Annotated in this window: 18 protein-coding genes and 1 riboswitch; of the genes, 1 reads left to right on the forward strand and 17 read right to left on the reverse strand. The window is 36.9% G+C overall.

Going from position 1 to position 21,842, the window contains the following annotated elements; all coding sequences use genetic code 11:
* Positions 1 to 309: 309 nt before the first annotated feature.
* The 8 genes from I5435_RS20070 to I5435_RS20105 form a co-directional block, all read right to left on the reverse strand.
* Positions 310 to 1,557: an MFS transporter gene (locus I5435_RS20070; protein WP_108031132.1), complete on the reverse strand. Its 1,248-nt coding sequence runs from the start codon at positions 1,555 to 1,557 to the stop codon at positions 310 to 312.
* A gap of 95 nt (positions 1,558 to 1,652) precedes the next feature.
* Positions 1,653 to 2,687 carry a methyl-accepting chemotaxis protein gene (locus tag I5435_RS20075; RefSeq protein WP_024364488.1) on the reverse strand — a complete coding sequence of 345 codons (1,035 nt, stop codon included), beginning with the start codon at positions 2,685 to 2,687 and terminating at the stop codon, positions 1,653 to 1,655.
* Positions 2,688 to 2,724: 37 nt separating this feature from the next.
* The gene (locus I5435_RS20080; protein WP_024364487.1) at positions 2,725 to 3,438 is read right to left on the reverse strand and encodes a hypothetical protein; all 714 of its coding nucleotides are present in this window, start codon (positions 3,436 to 3,438) and stop codon (positions 2,725 to 2,727) included.
* A 38-nt stretch (positions 3,439 to 3,476) separates the two neighbouring features.
* Positions 3,477 to 3,851 (reverse strand): hypothetical protein, encoded by a 375-nt coding sequence (locus I5435_RS20085; protein WP_024364486.1) that lies wholly within the window; start codon positions 3,849 to 3,851, stop codon positions 3,477 to 3,479.
* A gap of 147 nt (positions 3,852 to 3,998) precedes the next feature.
* Positions 3,999 to 4,086, reverse strand: a riboswitch (cyclic di-GMP riboswitch).
* A 182-nt stretch (positions 4,087 to 4,268) separates the two neighbouring features.
* The gene (locus tag I5435_RS20090) at positions 4,269 to 5,222 is read right to left on the reverse strand and encodes a tRNA dihydrouridine synthase (protein ID WP_029747424.1); all 954 of its coding nucleotides are present in this window, start codon (positions 5,220 to 5,222) and stop codon (positions 4,269 to 4,271) included.
* 321 nt (positions 5,223 to 5,543) lie between these two features.
* Positions 5,544 to 7,496 (reverse strand): lipoteichoic acid synthase, encoded by a 1,953-nt coding sequence (locus tag I5435_RS20095; RefSeq protein WP_229387808.1) that lies wholly within the window; start codon positions 7,494 to 7,496, stop codon positions 5,544 to 5,546.
* A gap of 373 nt (positions 7,497 to 7,869) precedes the next feature.
* Positions 7,870 to 8,853 carry a bile acid:sodium symporter family protein gene (locus I5435_RS20100; protein ID WP_108031134.1) on the reverse strand — a complete coding sequence of 328 codons (984 nt, stop codon included), beginning with the start codon at positions 8,851 to 8,853 and terminating at the stop codon, positions 7,870 to 7,872.
* Between the two features lie 11 nt (positions 8,854 to 8,864).
* On the reverse strand, positions 8,865 to 10,253 hold the full coding sequence (locus tag I5435_RS20105; protein ID WP_337983881.1) for an FAD-binding oxidoreductase: 1,389 nt from the start codon (positions 10,251 to 10,253) through the stop codon (positions 8,865 to 8,867).
* Positions 10,254 to 10,483: 230 nt separating this feature from the next.
* Between I5435_RS20105 and I5435_RS20110 the strand changes: the two genes are divergently transcribed.
* A complete protein-coding gene (locus tag I5435_RS20110; RefSeq protein WP_024364482.1) occupies positions 10,484 to 11,209 on the forward strand; it encodes a FadR/GntR family transcriptional regulator in 726 nt (241 codons plus the stop codon).
* 205 nt (positions 11,210 to 11,414) lie between these two features.
* Here the strand turns inward: I5435_RS20110 and I5435_RS20115 are convergent, their stop codons facing one another.
* The 9 genes from I5435_RS20115 to gatA form a co-directional block, all read right to left on the reverse strand.
* On the reverse strand, positions 11,415 to 12,269 hold the full coding sequence (locus I5435_RS20115; RefSeq protein ID WP_108031136.1) for a malate synthase: 855 nt from the start codon (positions 12,267 to 12,269) through the stop codon (positions 11,415 to 11,417).
* A gap of 601 nt (positions 12,270 to 12,870) precedes the next feature.
* Positions 12,871 to 14,235 (reverse strand): 23S rRNA (uracil(1939)-C(5))-methyltransferase RlmD, encoded by a 1,365-nt coding sequence (rlmD, locus tag I5435_RS20120; protein ID WP_337983882.1) that lies wholly within the window; start codon positions 14,233 to 14,235, stop codon positions 12,871 to 12,873.
* A gap of 107 nt (positions 14,236 to 14,342) precedes the next feature.
* The gene (cydS, locus tag I5435_RS20125; RefSeq protein WP_255313777.1) at positions 14,343 to 14,465 is read right to left on the reverse strand and encodes a cytochrome bd oxidase small subunit CydS family protein; all 123 of its coding nucleotides are present in this window, start codon (positions 14,463 to 14,465) and stop codon (positions 14,343 to 14,345) included.
* Between the two features lie 12 nt (positions 14,466 to 14,477).
* Positions 14,478 to 15,503, reverse strand: coding sequence for a cytochrome d ubiquinol oxidase subunit II (locus I5435_RS20130; RefSeq protein ID WP_024364479.1), 1,026 nt, complete (start codon positions 15,501 to 15,503; stop codon positions 14,478 to 14,480).
* Complete coding sequence (locus I5435_RS20135; protein ID WP_024364478.1) at positions 15,500 to 16,846, reverse strand: cytochrome ubiquinol oxidase subunit I; 1,347 nt, start codon at positions 16,844 to 16,846, stop codon at positions 15,500 to 15,502. The genes I5435_RS20130 and I5435_RS20135 overlap by 4 nt, the downstream gene beginning before the upstream one ends.
* 338 nt (positions 16,847 to 17,184) lie before the next feature.
* Positions 17,185 to 18,099, reverse strand: coding sequence for a diacylglycerol kinase (locus tag I5435_RS20140; RefSeq protein WP_024364477.1), 915 nt, complete (start codon positions 18,097 to 18,099; stop codon positions 17,185 to 17,187).
* A gap of 112 nt (positions 18,100 to 18,211) precedes the next feature.
* Positions 18,212 to 18,775, reverse strand: a complete 564-nt coding sequence (locus I5435_RS20145; RefSeq protein ID WP_107896933.1) for a thioredoxin family protein — start codon at positions 18,773 to 18,775, stop codon at positions 18,212 to 18,214.
* A 167-nt stretch (positions 18,776 to 18,942) separates the two neighbouring features.
* The gene (gene gatB / locus I5435_RS20150; RefSeq protein ID WP_024364475.1) at positions 18,943 to 20,370 is read right to left on the reverse strand and encodes an Asp-tRNA(Asn)/Glu-tRNA(Gln) amidotransferase subunit GatB; all 1,428 of its coding nucleotides are present in this window, start codon (positions 20,368 to 20,370) and stop codon (positions 18,943 to 18,945) included.
* A 1-nt stretch (position 20,371) separates the two neighbouring features.
* On the reverse strand, positions 20,372 to 21,835 hold the full coding sequence (gatA, locus tag I5435_RS20155) for an Asp-tRNA(Asn)/Glu-tRNA(Gln) amidotransferase subunit GatA (protein ID WP_337982868.1): 1,464 nt from the start codon (positions 21,833 to 21,835) through the stop codon (positions 20,372 to 20,374).
* Between the last annotated feature and the right edge of the window lie 7 nt (positions 21,836 to 21,842).

Below are 21,842 nucleotides of genomic sequence, written 5' to 3' on the forward strand. Positions count from 1 at the left end.
ATAAAAGAATAAGTAATGCACCTATAATTACGTATCCGACCATACTTGTTATTCCCAAAACACTAATACTCCTTCCATACATAAAGTGGAACAAAAAATTTACCAATATAGTACCGCTATATTTCCACTTTAGTTTACCTATTTAAAATACCCTTCTACTTCTATTTCTTCAACTAAACTGCTCTATTAGTATAATAAATTTAACAACTAGAGCTTTCTATTCATTCACAGTAATTTCATTTTTTCCGATAAATACAATTTATAAACTTTTATTTTTAGATTGTGGCTCTCATTTTCAATTCCACACCTTTAGATACTACGCTTTTCCTTAAAATACAGCACACCAAACAAACCAATGATGGAGAAAAGAACTGGCACTATAAAACCATAGTAGTAGCCATCATCTACATAACCTGAAACAGCTTGAAAATGATCTAATAAATAACCAAAAATAATGGGCAACAAAACGGCACTTAAAAAGCCTCCTGTATTGGCAAATCCCGAAACTACACCAGCTTCGTGTAAAGGGAATGATTGCCGTACAGCCGCAAATGTTAATGCACTTGCTCCATACCCAAAGCCGATGATAAAAAATAGTACCAACAGCAAGAAAAAAGCTGGATGTCCATTGCATATAAGAAACGTAAACCAACTAAGTAAAACAATACTATGCACGACAATATAAGGCCTTTTAATCGTATCTAGCCTGCTAGCCAGCCAACTAGTTAGAGGAGCTCCGATTAGTGCCCCAATAAGACCAACCATAATCAATTGGCTTGCATCCGAACGTGTCATTTCATATAAACTCATTCCGTATGGTACAGCCCAGGAACTGATAAATCCTACATAACCTCCTACTACGCCAAAATGACAAAAAAATAGAGCCCATGCTTGGGGATTGGTAAATATTCTTTTCAGTAATACGGATGTTTTATCACGTTGTTCTTCATCGGTTACAAAAATTTGCTCGTTGATAAAGCGTGTTTTAGGCTTTTTTACAAGTACAAAATAAAGGACTAGGCCACACAGGGTCAATAGTAGTCCTGCGCTACAAAAGGCCATCCTCCAACCTAGTAAATCAATCCACGTGGAGAAGGGGACTGTCGCCAATAAAAACCCTAGACTTCCAGTCATACCTGCCAGACCAATTAAACGTACAAACTCCTTGCGATGAAACCATTGTGCCAAAATAAGCACCATATTAACCCAAATTGTTGCATCCCCTACTCCAGTCAGTATTCTCGAAAAAAATAGCATAAGTGCATGTGTACTAAGACTATAAATGATTGTACCGATCCCCGTAAGTGTCGCCCCTAAAATTAAAAAAGCATTAGGGCCGTAACGATCAGCCAAAATCCCCATTGGTACTTGTAAGCTTGTATATACAAAAAATTGGATACTTGTTAATAAGCCAATCGTTGCTGCCGTGACCTGAAAATCACTCATTAATTGGTCTGTAATTAATCCTGGCGCTGTGCGTTGGCTCGCCATTAACAAATAAGTTAACAATACAACAACAAATACTACCCATCTGTATTTGCTATTTTGTTTGTCCATGGATATCTACCCCTATTAGCTTTTACTAGAATATATGAAAGAGTGCCAGACACTAAAACAATTTTGAATTGTTTTAGTGTCTGGCACCGATTTCTCTATATTTTTAAGCTGACAAGGTTGCCTGCTTCTTGCACTAATTTATCCATTGTACTTAATTCGTCATCGCTAATTTCAACTAGCTCCTCAAACATTTCCACAGATTCACGTGAAATGAACGAAATGTCTCTCATTGCCACCATGATTTGCTGAGAGCTTGAAGATAATTCTTCTGTACTTGCAGATGAATTGGCATTATTTTCAGCAATAATTTTTGTCGTTTCTACAATTCTTTCGAACATCGTACCAATTTCTAAAATGGTAGTATTCGTTTGTGCAAACTCTTCCGTTCCTTGCTTCATGGATGTAACCACTCGATCCGTCTCTTCTTGAATATTTTTTACGATATTCGATACTTCAGCAGCGGACTGTTGTGATTGTTCTGCTAATTTACGAACTTCATCCGCAACGACAGCAAACCCTTTTCCATGTTCACCTGCACGAGCTGCTTCAATAGCTGCGTTCAATGCTAATAAATTGATTTGCTCTGAAATCCCTGTAATTACTTTGACAATCTTGCCAATCTCATGTGATTTTTCTCCAAGAATATTGATTGCATCAAAAGTTGTATTAATCGTTTGATCAAATTGCTCCATTTTCACCATCGAATCTTTGAGCTTTTCGTTACCTTCTTGCGTCAATTCTAACGTCGTATTCGATTGTTCTGAAATTTGGTTTGATCTTATAGATAGTTCTTCGATAGCCACTGTGATGTCTTCAATCGAAGTTGAACTTTCCTCAGTAGCTACTAATTGTTTTTTTAACCCTTTTCCTACCTCATCAATGGCTGCTCTAACGATATCAGCCTTCTCCGCTGCATACTCTCCATGTTCAACAAGATTTTGACCTTTTTCATTTATATTTTTTTCGTATAGATGAAATTGCTCTTTTAATTGACTTGCAGATAATTCCTCTGCCCCGTTTGTCACTTCACTCTGACTATCAGCCTGACGTTTAAGCGAAAAATATCGGTAAGCAAAATACAAGGACGTGCATAATAAAAATACTATAATCACTAGCATAATAGCATCCATGATATAAAAATCTCCTATTCTCTCTACCTATGATGTTTTATAACTCTTTTACAATAATATAAATTCCATCAGCTACAGTCGCTGGGATATCGTTTAAATGCTCATTGCTTTCGTATTTATGAACAATGAAATCCCCTTCAACATTTACATACTTTTCAAATCCATGATACTTCTGTAACAAGCTCATTGACTTCGGATTTGTTGCTTCAGCTAACACCAGTCTTAACCCTTCTTCAGATGCTTTTTGAACTAAAATATCACCTAACGTTTGTACAATTTCATGGCGATTGTGCTCAGCGATGACACCTAATAAAAATAAATGCAGCACTTCATTATCTTCCATTTCTTTTCCATAACGTTGTTTATAGTCATTTAAGAAACGAACATCGATATCCTCTAATACATCCATCACTATATTCATATCAGAAAACGTGCCACTAAAAATAGGACCTTCATGTATTTCCAGTGCGTTTGTATCTCCAACTAAAGCGCCTACTACATTACGCTCTGCATCGAGCGCAACAACACAGTATCCTTGATGCACATTGTCTTCAATGTATTCTTTCGTGAATTGGTAGAAATCATCATAAGGTAATTTTAAGGAGTACCCGATTATCGGTTCTTGCACCCATTTACCGGCTACATCTACTCCAACAAATGTTTTTGCTAAACATGTTGCCGCTTTTTCAATTAAGTCTGGTTGGTCTTTTGTAATGATTTCATATGTATATACATCTTGTAATGTTGGCATCATAAATTCCTCCAAATATGCTTCTAGTGATTTAAAAACTATCGTGTTGCTAATTGTGATACATTGTCAACTACTGTTCCTGGGAAATTCACTCCCTCTAAAGCATTTCTCACTTGCACATAGGCAATTTTAGAGGCTGGATTGACAATATAGATATCTTTGAAGCCAAGTGATGCGTAAAACATTAATGTTTGCCCTAGCTCCGCTGAAACTTTAGATGGAACAGGTGATTGATACGTTGCATCAACTACAAAGGTATAGGATTTTTTTGGTACTTTCGCCACTGTCTCTTCCAAATCTTTTATATATTCCTCTACAAGCTCTGTTTTAATAAACCCATGAACTTGAACGTGTACTTCTTTTTTTGCTTCATAAATCGCCATATTATATTTCGGTTTATCAACGACTAACATTTTTAATCTCCTTTTTCATATAGTTTTTTTACTATTCTATACTAACAAGACTTTATTAACGCTATAGTTCTTTAATTTGTCCCCTTTTAGGAAAATAAAAACTACCCTTATTATAAAAATTAAGGATAGCCAAATAATCGTTTATTTTTTGGCAACCCGACTATCATAATCCCAATAGGATTTTAGACTCGTAGCTTTGCGTCCTTACCTTTCAGTAAGTTTGCCTTTTCATTTTCTTAAAATAATACTAACATTATTACAATTTTACATTATAAATTACATGTCAATTTTTGTCGACACTAGTAATATTATCTAAAGAATATTAGGTAAATATAAGTAATATTAAGATACTACGTAGTAAGAATGTAGTACGTGCCAGTCACTCAAACAATTTAGAATTGTTTGAGTGACTGGCACCTATTCAAATTGATTGAGCAATTCGCGTACTTCATCCGTTGTCTTTGTATTCATTAACTGATTTCTTAATTCACTTGCCCCGCGGAATCCTTTAACATAGATTTTGAAAAAGCGATGCAGCGCAGTAACTGAGCGTGGTAGCTCCTCAGCATATTGATCTTGAAGATCAAGCTGTAATCTTAAAAGATCAAGATATTCTTTACTACTATGTTCCTTTGGCTCTTTTTCAAAAGCAAATGGGTTTTTAAAAATACCTCGTCCAATCATCACGCCATCCACACCATATTGTTCAACTAGCTTCATACCTGTTGCACGGTCAGGGATGTCTCCATTGATTGTTAATAGCGTATTTGGTGCAATTTGATCTCGTAATTTTTTAATTTCCGGAATTAGCTCCCAGTGTGCTTCTACTTGGCTCATTTCTTTTCTCGTACGCAAATGGATTGATAAGTTAGCGATATCTTGTTTTAAAATATGTGTAAGCCATTCCTGCCACTCATCCACTTCTGTGAAGCCAAGTCTTGTTTTCACACTGACAGGCAGTCCACCCGCTTTCGCTGCTTGAATAAGTTCCGCAGCAACATCAGGACGTAAAATAAGACCGCTTCCCTTGCCTCGTGAAGCCACATTCGGTACAGGACAGCCCATATTAATATCAACACCTTTAAAACCAAGCTCCGCCATACCAATACTCATTTGTCTAAAATATTCAGGATTATCTCCCCATATGTGAGCAACCATAGGCTGTTCATCTTCAGTAAAAAGCAAACGTCCTCGCACACTTTTCTGACCCTCTGGATGACAATAGCTATCTGAATTTGTAAACTCGGTAAAAAATACATCTGGTCTACCTGCTTTACTTACGACATGACGAAACACAACATCCGTCACATCTTCCATTGGAGCAAGTACAAAAAATGGTCGCGGTAAATCCCGCCAAAAATTATTCGTCATATTTTACTTCAAACCCTCTCATTATAGGATATTCGGTTATTCACTTATCCCCTAAAACTTCATTGCTTCTACTTCTAAAAACGAATCGTCCTTAACACCGTAATGCTAGTTTCAGCAATAAAGTCATTATTATAGTATAACCTAGCTTTTGTTATTTATCTTCATACAGTTCCTACTTTAATTAGATTTCTAACTTCTAAAATCAGGAAATACTATGCACTAGCAGCTCGTGTTAAAAAGCGAAAAGGCAGTCCTAGCTAACGGTACAATATCATAAACTTCGTGATATCAAACTCATCATCTTGAACTGCCTACTAATTATTATTTAGCTTCTATACTGTCATCTTTGTTGTAATTGTACTTTGAAGGATCTACTGGCGTATAACCTGTTGGTTTATAAAATCGCAGTAAATCACCATTCACTACTTTGTCAGATAAGCCTAATTTAAAATCTACTTCTTTTTTAATAGCTTGTGCTGCCTCTAGTTGACTATCATCTAGTAGTAATCCAGTTTTATTATCATAAAATTTTTCATTAATTGAATAAATCTCTGGACTCACAAAATCGCCATTTCTAAATGGCACAATTTCATTATGCTCATCTGATAATAAATCTGAACCGAATTGAATAAAGTTTTGCGTATCAATTCCTAGTAAATGTAAAAGTGTTGGAAGCAAGTCTGTTTGACCACCATACGTATGGTTGATACCACCTTGCATACCTGGAACATGAATAAATAATGGGACACGTTGTAAATTAGCACTTTCATATGGTGTAATTTCTTTCCCCAAAACTTGTTCCATTGCTGCATTATGATTGTCTGAAATACCATAATGGTCACCATAAAGAACAATCATTGAATTATCATATAAACCTGATTCTTTTAGTTGATTAAACATTTGTTCAATTGCTTCGTCGGCATAGCGTGCTGTTTGGAAATAATTATCTACACTTGCATCGCCTGTATTCGCTTTATCGATTGTTACTAAGTCTTGATTCATTTTATATGGATAATGGTTCCCTACCGTAATTAATTTAGTATAAAACGGTTGTGGTAAAGAATTTAAAAAGCTTTGCGATTGTTCAAAGAACGGTTTATCTAACAAACCATATTCAGCCATGTTATCTGAAGAGGCTGTGTCATAATAACTTGCATCATAAAACTTATCAAATCCAAATGATTTATATATAACATTTCGGTTCCAGAAGCTTCCGTTGTTACCGTGGAAGACAGCCGATGTATAACCATAATCTTTTAAAATACTTGGTGCTGCTTGATACGTATTTTGTGCTTTTGTAATATAGGCAGAACCTTGTGGTAATCCGAATAAAGAGTTTTCTAACATAAATTCTGCATCAGACGTTTTACCTTGACCAGTTTGATGGAAGAAATTATCGAAATACAATGTATGATTATCTTTTGCTAATGAATTTAAAAATGGTGTAACTTCTTGACCGTTTAATTTATAGTCGATTAGGAAGTTTTGGAATGATTCTAAGTGTAAATAAATTACGTTCATTCCTTTTGCTGCACCAAAATATTTTGCATTCGGATTAGCGTAGTTCGATTTTGTATAGTTAATTACTTCGGTAATATCACTACTATCAGCCAACGCTCTTTGTGAGGAAGCTTTCATCGTTTCTACTGAGTCATAAATCGTATAGTTATACATACCTAAATATTTCACAATATAGTTTCTATCAAACCCTCGCGTTAATAGTTGAGGGCGACTAGCCTCAGCTAATCCTAAATTGACAACTGATACGATTAATGCAAAAGCAATAATCGTCATTGCTTTTTTATATCCAAATGATTTTGTTTCTTTTGGAACTTTGCTTGAGAATCGTAAATAAAACATGACAACGACATCCACAAAGAACAAAATATCATAAGGTTTTAATAATGAAAGAATACTACCACCTAAATCGCCAAAGTTTTGCGTTTGGAAAATGGTCGGTAATGTAATAAAATCACTAAAAAATCTGTAATACACTACATTAGCATATAAAAGAATTGACATCAGCGTGTAAATAACAAGCAGTAATGTATATCTTTTCTTTCCTCTAATTAAAAAAGCAATCCCTAAAAATAGCATTGCTGAACCTAGTGGATTTAAGAGTAAAAGGAAATGTTGAAGTGCTCCTTCTACACCTAAATCAAATTGTGCTGTTTGCGTGATGTATGTTTTCATCCATAACATGACTACAGCTACTATATATATCCCTAAAAAGCTGTTTAATAAGTCACTTTTTTTACTTATTAGACTTTTCATTTCTGCACCTACCTATTACTTATTAATTGAAATCTAGTGTTAGATTGTTCGTATAAATTTCGGAAAATTATTACTTCACTATAGCTTTTTTTCGGTAGCTAATGTATAATACTCCCGTTTTCGCACTTCTGTCAAGTTGTAGACGATATTGCAAGAGAATAAGTTTCGTTTCTCACTACTGCTGCTATGCTTGCCATAAAAAAACCCTGCAAACATTAGTTTTACTAACCTTTGACCATACATTTATTTGTGAAAAGATTTATCCTAAAAGAAATCGATCGTAACAAACCTATAACGAGCAAAAAAGAAGAACGAATTCCAGCAAAATTGGAATTCGTTCTTGTCTTATTATATTGATAACGTCTACCATCTCTTATACTTGTGTTTCGACGTTGCTTTCTTGTATTTTTTCACTAAGCTGATGTTCAATGTTTTCCGTTTTTTTCGACCAATAAGTGGCAAGAATCGGACCAGAAATATTATGCCACACAGCACCAAGAACACTCGGTAAGGCAGCTAACGGACCAAAATGGGCAGTGGCTAATGCTACCCCAAGACCAGAGTTTTGCATCCCCACTTCAATGGAAATCGCTCTCCGATTACTTTCATCAAGTCCTAATAGTAGCGCGGTTAAATAGCCAAGCAGCAGTCCAAATGCATTATGAAGCATTACTGCCGTAAAAATAATAAATCCTGCCGATGCTATGCTATCAACATTGCCAGCAACAACTGCAGAGACAATAATGATAATAGCCACTACTGAGATAAGAGGAATGACGTTAATGCTCTTTTCTACAATCTGTGGGGCAAATTTCCGAATAACAATCCCCAAAATAATCGGCAAAATAATCACTTGAATAATAGAAGTAAACATTGCCATTGGATCGACCGGCATCCATTTACCTGCAAGTAATAGAAGTATGAATGGTGTGGCAATTGGCGCTAATAACGTTGAAAAGGAAGTCATCGTAATGGATAATGGCACATTGCCCTTCGCTAAATACACCATGACGTTCGAAGCAGTACCCCCTGGAACTGAACCGAGAAGAACAAGCCCTGCCGCTAATTCTGCGGGTAAGTTCATGATATAGGCAATGGAAAAAGCAGTCAGCGGCATAATAAGATATTGAGCACAAACACCAATAATAACGGGCACTGGATTCGTTAAAATTAATTTGAAATCAACCGCTTTCAACGTTAGTCCCATACCAAACATAACGATGCCGAGCAATATTGTAATATAGCCCCCAAATAGTAAAAATGGGTCGGGAATGATAAAAGCAATAACAGCTATGCAGATGACCCATAGCGCAAAGTATTTTCCAGCTATCGTACTAATCGCTTCTAATATTTTCATATTCCCACTCCCTATTTCTTTATTTTTAATATTTTATTTGGATTCAACAGTGCATCCGGATCAATCGCTTGTTTAATCTTTTCCATCACAAGCAGTGCTTTCCCATGTTCTTTCTCTTGGTATTTCTGTTTCCCTATACCGACACCATGCTCTCCTGTACAAGTTCCCCCTCGTTCAAGCGCATACATAACAATTAATTCATTAAATTCATCCGCCTTTGCTATGTCATTAGCATCCTGCATATCAATCATTAAAAGAACATGGAAATTGCCATCACCGACATGTCCAACAATCCCCCCTGTAAGGGCAAACATATTCAGTGTTTTTCTCGCATGTTCAATAGCCCCTGCTAACTCAGAAATCGGTAAACAAACATCTGTCACCATCAGTTTTTTTCCTGGATGTCCATGGACATAGGCGTAAGCTAAATTATGGCGAGCTTCCCATAGCTGATTTCGCGCTGCATTGTCAGTCTCAAAAACTATATTTTGACAATTATGCTCTGCTACAATTTCTTTCATAAAATCAACGTCTTGCTTTAAACCAGCTTCATTTCCATGAAACTCTAAAAATAACGTTGGTTGCTCCTCATAAGCTGTTTTACTATGCAAGTTCACTTGTTTCATAGAAGGTTCATCAACCAGTTCGACTCTTGCGATTGGAATTCCGGCCTGTAAAATACTAACGACTGCTTCGACTGCATCATTGACTGTTTTGAAAGATGCTCGAGCAGCCATTACATATTCAGGAAGTCCATAAACTTTTAGCGTCAATTCCGTAAAGCAACCGAGCGTTCCTTCAGACCCTACAAAAAGACCGTTCAAATGAAAGCCAGATGAAGATTTTTCCGCTAAATTACCGGTATGAATAACCGTACCATCTGACAGCACAACTTCTAAATCTCGAACTTGATCGCGCATTACTCCATATTTAACAGACGTTGTGCCACTCGCATTTGTCGCGGCCATTCCACCTAGTGTTGCATCTGCCCCAGGGTCCACTGAAAAAAACAAACCGTATTTTTTTAACTCTTTATTTAACTGCGAACGCGTTACCCCTGGTTGAACTTTTACGAGAAAGTCCTTCTCCCTCACTTCTACTATGTTGTTCATGTCTGAAAAATCAATGGTAATCCCTTGTTCATAAGGAATTACATGTCCTTCCAAGCTTGTTCCTCTGCCAAATGGGACAATTGGAACTTTATATTGATTTGCAATAGTTAGTATGTGACTCACTTGTTCAGTTGTTGTTGGAAACACAACGATATCCGGCAAACTAGCTTGATGATAAGATTCATCACTACTATGTTGTTCTAAAATTGTTTGATTGATCGTTACTTGGCTTTCTGACAGAACACCTTGTAGCGCGCTCACCAATTGTTCATTTGTTACACTTGCCATCATTTTATTCTCCCCTTTTTTTCTCCCATTTTCCCAAAGTCATGAATGATAAATGAATAGGTTATACCAATCTTCATAAATATTATAATTGGTCCAACCATTTTTATTATACTTAATATTCAGAAAATATCAATAATTAATAATTTTCTTTCATTGCTAACGAAGTGGGAATTCTGTATGATTAAAGCGTTTATACTTTTACTATGTAATTGAGGGGAAGGACATAGGAAATGCTGCAACCAAAGAAAAAAGCTTATCAAGTTATTGTAGATCAAATACAGGAATATTTTTTAAATGGAGAATTACAGCCTGGAGAAAAACTACCGACGGAAAGAGAATTAGCGAGTCGCTTTAATGTAAGTCGAACATCGGTTAGAGAGGCACTGCGAAAGCTTGAAATAAAAGGAATTATAGACATTAAACAAGGCAGTGGCAGTTTTCTGAAATCACCTGAATGCCATTCATTAGGACAAGAGCTTTCCTCTACCATTTTAAAAACAGAAAAAAAACTTATTTATGAAATGCTAGAGCTTCGCCAAACACTTGAAGTAGAATGTGCCTTTTTAGCTTCACAACGAGCCACTTCTGAAGATTTAGAACGAATTGGGCAAGCATTGGAAATGATGAATCAAGTAAAAAATGACGTGGAACTAGGCATTCAAGCTGATTTAAGCTTCCATATTAATATCGTTCTCGCTGCTCATAATTCAATCTTCTCGCAATTATTTCAAACCCTTAGCGAACATATGCAAGATACAATCCGTGTGACCCGAACACAGCGCTTGAAAGACTTAGACCGTACGCAAGAAACTATAGATGAACATAAAGAAATTTACTTGGCCATCGCAGCCGGCGATGCCAATCAAGCCAAACAACTAATGGAAAAGCATATTAAGCAAATCCGAAGAGAATTAACCGCCTCCCTTTTCAATCATATTGGCGAACAACATAAATAAAACTACATCTACTCAATAAAAAAGCCACGGATTGATATTACATCCGTGGCTTTTTTGACAAAAACTAAAAATACATAAATCAGTAGGTCTTATTTATATTTCATACAAAAAAAAACGAATCCCATTAATAAGAATTCGTTTTTGATAAAAGATTGTATAAAAACATGTCAGTTCCCTGTCATTCTTATTATCTTTGGGATAACGTCTAAATACGCAATAATGCCCCATTCGGCTTTGGTAAATCATGAACTGTTATCTGATTCATTTTACAAAAATGTTTTAAAAATTGTTGTGCAAGTTCTCGTTCTGTTGGTTCACTTTTCAATGAAACGATATCAAGTAAAATTTGAGCCATCCATAAATTATCAAAATAACGGTATTTACCTGTATTCCATGTCATTTTGTTAGGGTATTTTTTATCTATATAATATTTCCAAAAAAGTAGCTGATTCGATTCCTGTTCTGTAAGTTGGAGTCTGTATTTTGAATGGGCCGGAATATTCCCATCTTCACACAGCTTACCGATAAAATCTTCATTCACCATATAGACACCTAAAATACGTCTGTCTTTTTCAGACATGCCGGAATCTAATGCTGTTAATAGGACAGCGCTATTTTGGTGCATGCGGTTAGGTTTGTTTGGCTTTCCTTTGTTATTACCACTTTTTATAGCGCCTGAAAAAACCTTCCACTCTAACAAAGAACTAGTCTGTTCTTCTGTGTCACATTTAAAAACCATTTGAGATTCTGGATGCAGTTTATGATGTTTCATCAGTTTTTCGTGTTCTAAGCGAAGTTTTTGGTTTCTTCGTTGCAGTTTTTTTTCTTCTTCCTTCCTCATTTCTTCTTCCTTACGTTCAATTTCCTTTTTTTGTATTATTTTTTCAATTAACTGAGCATCACTTTTATCATGTAATTTTAAGTACTTTCCAAATACATCAGGAAAAACAAACATTTTATTTTCTGTTGCAAAATGTATTTCAATAATGGACTCATTATGTTTAACGATACTACCCATGCCAAAACGCTTATGTGTAACTTTTTTATTAATTAGATTCATTATTCTAGTCCTCCTTATGGAATAAAACCTCGGTTACTATTAGATAGTCAATTAATCATTTAATTCAACTACCTACCTCAAAAAGCCCACATAACTGTTTTAATTTTTTTCTTCGTCTTAATAAGGGATATTAAAAAAACGTATCCAAATTCTATCTGCAAAAAAGGTCAGCGGAATTCGAAATACGATTTAAAAAAACAATTATAAGACTATTATAACATTTTTTATAAAAATCACAAACTTATTGTTGACAACATATTTTATTATGAGGTAAAATTAAAAATTATTCTCTAAATCCTCATGAAATTAGAGCCTTATAACAAATCACAAAGCTTCTGAAAAGCCCCTATAAAATGCAACTGATTTCCGGTGTTAAGATAGGAAATCTTCATATCCTAGAAAGAACGGATGGAAATCTATGTACTAATCCTATAGGCTGAACATTCTTATTTTCCAATTAAGTTCCATATAAAAAGACCCCAATTTCGCAAAAGTTATTTGCAAAATCAAGGTCTGTATTGAAAATATCTACTTTTTCAAGTTTTATAGGAATGCTGTTAAATTTTTCGAATCAATCAATAATATATGTGTCCCTTGTATATTAAACTAACGCCAACCACGCAACAGCCTCACAATGTGTAGAGTGCGGGAACATATCAACTGGTTGTATTTCTTGTGTTTTGTATCCGCCATCTTCCAAGATGCGTAGGTCGCGTGCGAGTGTGGCTGGGTTACATGATACGTATACTACGCGTTTAGGACGCTGCTCTAAAATCGTTTGTAAAAGGGCTTCGTCGCATCCTTTACGTGGTGGGTCGACAACTAGGACATCCGCTTCCTTACCTTCCTTATACCAGCGTGGAATGACTTCCTCTGCTGGGCCTGCCTCGAAGTACGTATTGGTAAAGCCGTTCAGCTCTGCATTGCGTTTTGCATCTTCAATGGCTTGGGGTACGATTTCAACACCCATCACCGCTTTTGCTTTTTGTGCTAGGAATAAAGAGATGGTACCGATGCCGCAATAGGCATCAATGACACGTTCATGTCCTTGTAAATCAGCATAGTCAAGCGCTTGCTTGTAAAGCACTTCGGTTTGCTGCGGATTTACCTGATAGAAAGAACGTGCTGAAATTTCAAAGCGTACATCGCCGATAGCGTCAATAATGATGTCTTTGCCCCAAAGGTTAATCGTTTCATCACCAAAAATAACGTTTGTTTTATCGCTATTGATGTTTTGCATAATGGATGTAACATTTGGTACTAGCTTTAGTATGCTCGCTACAGCGGCATCTTTTTGCGGGAATTTTTTCTTTTTCGTCACAAGTACAACCATGACCTCACCTGTTGCACGTGCTGTACGGATTACGACGTGACGTAGCATGCCTTCATGTGATGCCTCATTGTATGGTTGCATGCCGATAGCTGTTAATTCTTTTTTAAGACCAGAAAGAATTGCGTCTGCCTCGCCCGTTTGAATGAGACAGCGATCCATATCGACAATCGTATGGGATTTTGTTTTGTAAAAACCAGCAATCACTTGACCGGCGTCATTTGTGGAAAATGGAATTTGGGCCTTATTACGATATTGCCATGGTTCCTCCATCCCTTTCACTGGTAAAACGGGTGCGTCGATTTTGCCTAGACGTTGCATAACATTACGCACCATATTTTCCTTCCACTTTAACTGACCTTCATACGATAAGTGCTGTAACTGACAGCCCCCACATTGCTTGAAATAATCACAAGGTGCTTCTACTCGATCAGGTGAAGGCTTTAAAATATCCAAGACTTTTGCAAAGCCATAATTTTTTAATGTTTTTAAAACATGGACTTCTGCTGTTTCATTCGGTAAAGCCCCTTGGATAAATAATGGATAGCCGTCCACTTTTGCGACACCATTGCCATCATGTGTTAAATCTTCTATATAAACTGTAAGTTGGTCATTCTTTTTTACGGGTGCTGACATTCGTACATCCTCCATTTCAATCTCCTTATTGTAGCATGTGATAGCGGAGGAAAAAAGAACAAGGCTTGAATTTATCAGGTTGTGCTAATTTTGCTAAAAAAGAGCCGCTATTCGCGACTCTCTTTCTTATTTTTTCTTACATAATCATCCTTTGGTGCCCACCAAAACATAATGATGATACTAATAATGACGACTATAAACGGCGCATAAAATATTTCGATTTTTTCCATACCTATATCCCCCTATGCATGATGGTCTTCTTTTCCTGTCACGTAATTTTTGTTGAATAGGAATAATTTCAACAATAAATAAAGCGAAGGCAGAAGTAAGCATAATCCTAAAATAAAGACGATGACTAATGCAATGGCCATTTGCGTGCTTGTGAAGCTATCGTAAATTGTTAAATACGGATACAGTAAATATGGATATTGTGCGATGCCATAGGCGAAAAATGCTACCGCGAACTGAGCGATTAATAATCCTACTGCAAGACCGTAATTTTTTCGCATCCATAGTAATATCACTGTAATGATAAATAATACGGCAGAAATAGCAAACATCCACCATAAATTAACCATATGCTGATAGCTTTCAGGGTTAATGGATTTCATCTCATACATAATACCAAGTGCACTAATCATTAAAGGTGCTGCCCAAATAAGGGCGTATTTTCGCATTAAATTTGTAGCCTCTACATCGGTTGCTTTATGTGCATACCACGTTAAAAATACTGCAGATATATAAAGAACAGCCGCTATACTTAATACGACAATACTCCAAGCAAATGTACTTGTATATAATGTCCAATAATTCAATACAGGTTGCCCTTCCACAATGTCTACATAACCGCCACCTGCAATAGCAAAGACAACAGAGAGCGAAGCTGGAATCAATAAACCTGATACGCCATATGTCAGCGTGTAACCAATATGTCCGCGTGCCCCGTACGCCTCAAATGCATAATACGACCCTCGAATTGCCAACAACACTAAAGAAATGCTGACTGGAACAAGCAAAATCGTTCCATAATAGAAGGCGGTTTGTGGAAAGAATCCTACAATCCCTACAAAGAAAAATACTAAAAAGACATTTGTTACTTCCCATACAGGCGATAAATAACGCTTAATAATATTAGTTATGACATGATTTTTTCCAATAAGTAAACTGTAAGCATTGAAAAATCCTGCCCCAAAATCAATAGATGCCACCATCACATAACCGAAAAGGAATATCCATAAAACTGAAATTCCTAGCACTTCTAATGTCATATGATGTCACCGCCCTTTTCTGTATGCCGATCTTCAATTTCACGTTCAATCGGATTCTTTTTAAACATACGAACTAATACGACTGTACTTCCTATTCCAAGTACAGTATACACACCTGTGAATAACAGCATCATTAAATCTACATGATCGCTCGTTGTAGCGCCTTCTGGTGTGCGCATAATACCGTATAATATCCACGGTTGACGTCCAACTTCCGCAAGCCACCAACCGGCTTCAATCGCAATAATTGACAGTGGAGCACCTGCTACAATAATCCATCTAAACCATCGTGCATGAATAAAGCGCCAACCTCGTGGTTTCCCTACTACGTAAAGGAAAGACACTAATACCATAAACATGCCGATAAAGACCATAATATTAAAAAGATAGTGTATATAAAGTGGTGGTCTGTCTTCCTCCGCATATTGATCTAAACCAATAACTTCTGCATTTGGATTATTGCGTGCTAGTATACTTAAAGCATAAGGAACCTTGATGGCATACTTAACTTCCTCGCCATCCAATACACCGAATAAAACCAATGAAGCTTTATCTGTTGTTTCAAAATGCCATTCAGCCGCTGCTAATTTTTCTGGTTGGTATTCCGCTAAATATTTACCTGAGAAATCGCCTATAATTGCTGCTGCAATTGATGAAACTAAACCGATTTTCATCAGTAAAAATAGAGACTTTTTATGGTAAACATGATCTGAGCCTTTGAGCATACGGTAGCCTGCAATGGCTGCCAAGACGAATGCTGATGTCATATAGGCTGTTACGAGAACATGCGCAACTTTTGTTGGCATAGCCGGGTTAAACATTGCTAGAAATGGTTGAATATTCACAAGCTGTCCGTCCACAATATCAAAGCCTTGAGGTGCGTTCATAAAGGCATTTACCATTGTAATAAAGACAGCTGACATGGATGCACCAACTGCAACAGGTATTAGGAGTAACATATGCTTTTTCTGGCTATCAAAGCGATCCCATGTATATAAATAAATTCCTAAGAAAATGGCTTCAAAGAAAAATGCAAAGGTTTCCATAAAGAGCGGTAATGCTATCGTTTGCCCTGCAAGTTGCATAAAATTCGGCCATAGTAACGATAATTGCAATCCAATAGCTGTTCCTGTTACGACTCCTACAGCAACGGTAATGACGAAACCTCGTGCCCAACGTCGCGCCATCAAAATATAATGTTCATCATTCTTTTTATATCCAGTCCATTGTGCAATCATGATCATTAACGGCACACCGACACCAATCGTTGCATAAATGATGTGGAATGATAACGTAAGCTCCGTTAACGCACGACTCCAAAAGACTGCTGATTCATTAATCATCTCATTGCCCTCCTAACTTCCAAATATTCTTCCAAGTATGGAAAGTAGCATGATAATTGCAACACCAAAACTTAACCAAATAAGCTTTTTTTCCTGTGACTTATACAACTGCACCACTTCCTTTCCCTTTCCCATACCCATATTTTCCACTATTCCAACGAAAAAAACCTTTATAATGGTCCGATATTTCGGCCTATTATAAAGGTTTCAAATTTTGTTCAAGTAATATACGCACATTTGCCAAACATTTTTCTTAATTCGTTCACAACCCTTCATTATATGGAAATAAAATACAAAAAGCGTAAATTTATAAAATAAAATTTACGCTTTTTGTTAATCTAAATACGGTCTTCCTCACGAATATCTTCAATTGGTACAAAAATTTCAATATGGCGTTTTAAGTTTTCAAAAGTCGCAGGCGCATCTCCACCATATTCACCATCTAAATTTAAATGAACTTCACTATCCGTCGTTACTTTTACGACACTTGCTTTTTTATAAATAACGCGATCATCCTTTAAATGCTCGCCTCGTAAAGCCATTGCTGCAAGTTGAATAAATTCTGGCAAGCTTACTTTTTTTAATACTATTAATGTGAAGTAGCCATCGTTTATGCTCGCATCTGGTGCAAGCTTTTCAAAGCCTCCTACTGAATTCGTTAAGCCACATAAAAACATCATGGCATCGCCATCGAATACTTCACCATCATATTCAATACGCATATGTGATGCCTTAATAGATGGAATCATTTCAACTGCTTTTAAATAGTAGGCAAGCTGTCCAAGCATTGTTTTCATTTTGCTAGGTACTTCGTACGTTAGCTCAGTAATACGTCCTCCAGCAGCAATATTGATGAAATAGCGTTCTCCATTTAACAATCCAACATCAACTGGTAAGGTATCGCCTTTAATAATAATATCAACGGCTTCATCAATATTTCGTGGTATATGGACAGCACGTGCAAAATCGTTCGTTGTCCCCATAGGAATTAGACCAATTTTCGGACGTTTTTCGAATTGGCCTACACCAGAAACAACCTCATTTAACGTCCCATCGCCACCAACTGCTATGATAATATCAAATCCACGTTCTACTGCATTTTTTGCTGCCTCTATTGCATCACCTTCACAAGTTGTTGCGTGACAAGATGTCTCATAGCCTGCTACCTCTAGTTTCTCCAATACTTCTGGTAGATGCTTTTTAAACACTTCTCGCCCAGATGTAGGATTATAAATGATTCTTGCTCGTTTCATAACATACCTTCCTGCTTCATAAGATTCTAATACTTTCAACGAATTTTTCGTTGAAATGTTGCACTACTATTACTACGCCAGTGCAAACACCTCTGGCGCTAAACAAAGTGTTTTATTTTTGTAATGCTGCTGTTACATGTTTTTTGAAATCTTCATATACATAAGTCCAATTTGTTTTGTTAGTAATATTGTCTTCACGAATTTCAGCGTAAAGCGATTTTTGTGCTTCCTCAAAATTCGGGTCTTCTTTATCTGGCAACGTCGCTCTTTTGTTCACAACAATATCCTGTAACTCTGGCGCACGTGGTCCCCATTTACCTATCACTTGTCCCGACTCATTTAATAAAATATACATCGGAATCGCGCGTCCACCATTTGTTAAATAACGGTCGATTAAATCTGTATCTGCATCACGGAAAACTGTACGCATATCTAATCCAGCTGCTTCAGCAACACGGCGAATAATTGGATTATTTAGCATTGCATCGCCGCACCAATCTTCTGTAATGGTTAAAATTTTAGGTTGCTTGTCCTTCAGTAACGTTACAAAACCATCGTTTGTTGGCACTTCAAAACCATCATAAATTAGAAAGCTATCTTCTTTTAGCGTCGTCATCTGATCCATATATTGTTGAATTGAAATGGCTTCTTCAAAATATTGTTGCTCAGTTTTCATATACTATCCCCTTTTTAAGTGATGTGATTGTTTCTATTCTATATTTTGCTATGAATACTCTTTTTAGACAACTATTAAGTGCTACTTTTTGTTAGTATGTACAGTCTTTACATTTAAAAAGCCAAGAAAGTGAAGACACTTTCTTGACTCGTTGTAATAGCAAAAAATTAGCGTTTAGCAATTTCTTGTTGTAATAATTTATTAACCATTGGTGGGTTCGCTTGGCCTTTTGTCGCTTTCATAATTTGACCGACTAAGAAGCCAATTGCACGATCCTTACCATTTTTAAAGTCCTCGATTGATTGTGCATTGTTATCTAATACTTCTGTAACAATTGCTAATAAGGCACTCTCATCTGAAATTTGAACTAAACCTTTTGCTTTTACAATGTCTTCAGCTGAACCGCCATTTTCTACTAATTCAGCAAATACTTTTTTACCGATTTTAGAAGAAATTGTACCGTCCGTAATTAACTTCACCATACCAGCAAGGTTTTCTGGTGTTAATGCTGTATCTTTTAAATCTTTTTGTTCAGCATTTAAATAAGCTGAAACATCGCCCATTAACCAGTTAGCTGAAAGTTTTGCATCTGCACCATCAGCTACCATCGCTTCAAAGAAATCCGAAATTTCTTTAGAAATAACAAGCACGCCCGCGTCATAAGGTGTTAAGCCTAATTCTTCAACATAGCGTTTTTTACGAGCATCTGGCAGTTCAGGAATTTCTGATTTAACGCGCTCTAACCATTCATCGTCGATTGACAGACGCACCAAGTCAGGCTCTGGGAAGTAACGATAATCATCTGTTCCTTCTTTCACGCGCATTAAAATTGTTTTACCTGTTTTTTCATCAAAGCGACGCGTTTCTTGATCAATCACGCCACCTGAAAGTAATACGTCCGCTTGGCGTAACTCTTCGTGCTCAATCCCACGACGTACGTAGTTGAATGAGTTCAGGTTTTTAAGCTCTGTTTTTGTACCGAATTCCTCTTGACCATATGGGCGAATCGAAATGTTGGCATCACAGCGCAGTGAACCTTCTTCCATTTTACAGTCTGAAACATCTGTATATTGGATAATGGATTTTAATTTTTCAAGGTAGGCATACGCTTCATTTGCTGTGCGAATATCTGGCTCAGACACGATTTCTACAAGTGGCGTCCCTTGACGGTTAAAGTCCACAAGTGAGTGGTCACCAGCATGCGTTAGTTTACCAGCATCTTCTTCCATATGAAGACGTGTAATACCGATACGTTTTGTATAACCATCTACTTCAATATCAATCCAACCGTTTTTACCGATTGGCTTATCGAATTGTGAAATTTGATAAGCTTTCGGATTATCTGGATAGAAGTAGTTTTTACGGTCAAATTTTGTTTCTTGTTCGATTTCCATGTTTAATGCAAGTGCTGCACGCATTGCGAAATCTACAACGTTTTTATTTAAGACAGGTAGGACACCAGGGTAGCCTAGGTCGATTACTGTTGTGTTTGTATTTGGTTCAGCACCGAAGTGAGCTGGCGCTGGCGAGAAGATTTTTGAGTTTGTTTTTAACTCAACGTGTACTTCTAAACCAATGACTGTTTCAAAGTTCATGTTATTTTCCCTCCCAAATTTGAGGAACTTCTTTATGGAACGCAGTAGCTTGCTCGAACGCATGCGCTACTCGGTAAATTGTTGCTTCATCGAAGTATTTACCGATAATTTGCAAGCCTAATGGTAAACCATTTTCAAAACCACATGGAATTGAAATGGCTGGCACACCTGCTAAGTTCATAGGAATTGTTAAAATATCGTTAGCATACATCGTCATCGGATCATCTACATTTTCACCAATTTTAAATGCTGGTGTTGGTGCAGTAGGTCCAATGATTACATCAAAGTCTTCGAATACTTTGTCGTAGTCTGCTTTGATAAGTGTACGTGCTTGTTGCGCTTTTTTGTAGTAAGCGTCATAAGTACCTGCGCTAAGAGAATATGTTCCTAGCATGATACGACGTTTTACTTCATCACCAAAGCCTTGCGCACGTGTTTCTTTGTAAAGGTCCATTAAATTCGTCACGTTGTCAGCACGGAAGCCGTAACGGATCCCATCGAAACGAGAAAGGTTTGATGAAGCTTCAGAAGAAGATAGGATATAGTAAGCTGCAAGTGCATATTTAGAATGAGGAAGTGGTACTTCTTCTACTGTTGCACCTAAGCCTTTTAGTACTTCTAATGCATCCAGTACAGATTGACGTGCTGCTTCGCCAACACCTTCACCTAAAAATTCTTTTGGTACAGCAATACGTAAGCCTTTCACATCGCCAGTTAGTGCTGCTGCGAAGTTTGGTACTTCTACATTTGCTGAAGTTGAATCGTTAGGGTCTAAGCCTGAAATAGCTTCTAATAGAAGCGCATTGTCTTCAACATTACGTGTAATTGGTCCGATTTGGTCTAACGAAGAAGCAAATGCTACAAGTCCAAAACGAGATACACGACCATATGTAGGTTTCATCCCTACGACACCGCAATATGCTGCAGGTTGGCGGATTGAGCCACCTGTATCTGAACCAAGTGAAAATGGCACTTCTCCTGCTGCTACTGCTGCTGCAGATGCACCTGATGAGCCACCTGGTACGTGGTTCAAGTTCCATGGATTTTTTGTTGTTTTATAGTATGAGTTTTCATTTGAAGAACCCATTGCAAACTCATCCATGTTTAATTTTCCGATTGTAATCATGCCAGCTTCGCGTAGCTTATTTACAACAGTTGCATCGTATATTGGCATAAATCCTTCAAGAATTTTAGAAGCACATGTTGTTTCTAAGCCTTCTGTTACGATATTGTCTTTCACGCCAATAGGAAGACCAAAAAGTGGTCCACGTTTTTCAAATGGTACTTTGTCCATTTCAGCTGCTTGTGCAGTTGCTTTTTCTTCGTTTGAAGCAAGGAAAGCTTGTACATCGCCGTCAAGCTTTGCCACTCGTTCATATGCTTCTTTTGTTAAGTCAGCGATTGTTAGCTTACCAGCTTTAATATCAGCTTGTAGCTCCTTTGCTGAACGTTCAAATAACGTCATGAGGAAT

This window comes from Lysinibacillus sp. C5.1, assembly GCF_016350185.1.
GTDB classification, from domain to species: domain Bacteria; phylum Bacillota; class Bacilli; order Bacillales_A; family Planococcaceae; genus Lysinibacillus; species Lysinibacillus sphaericus.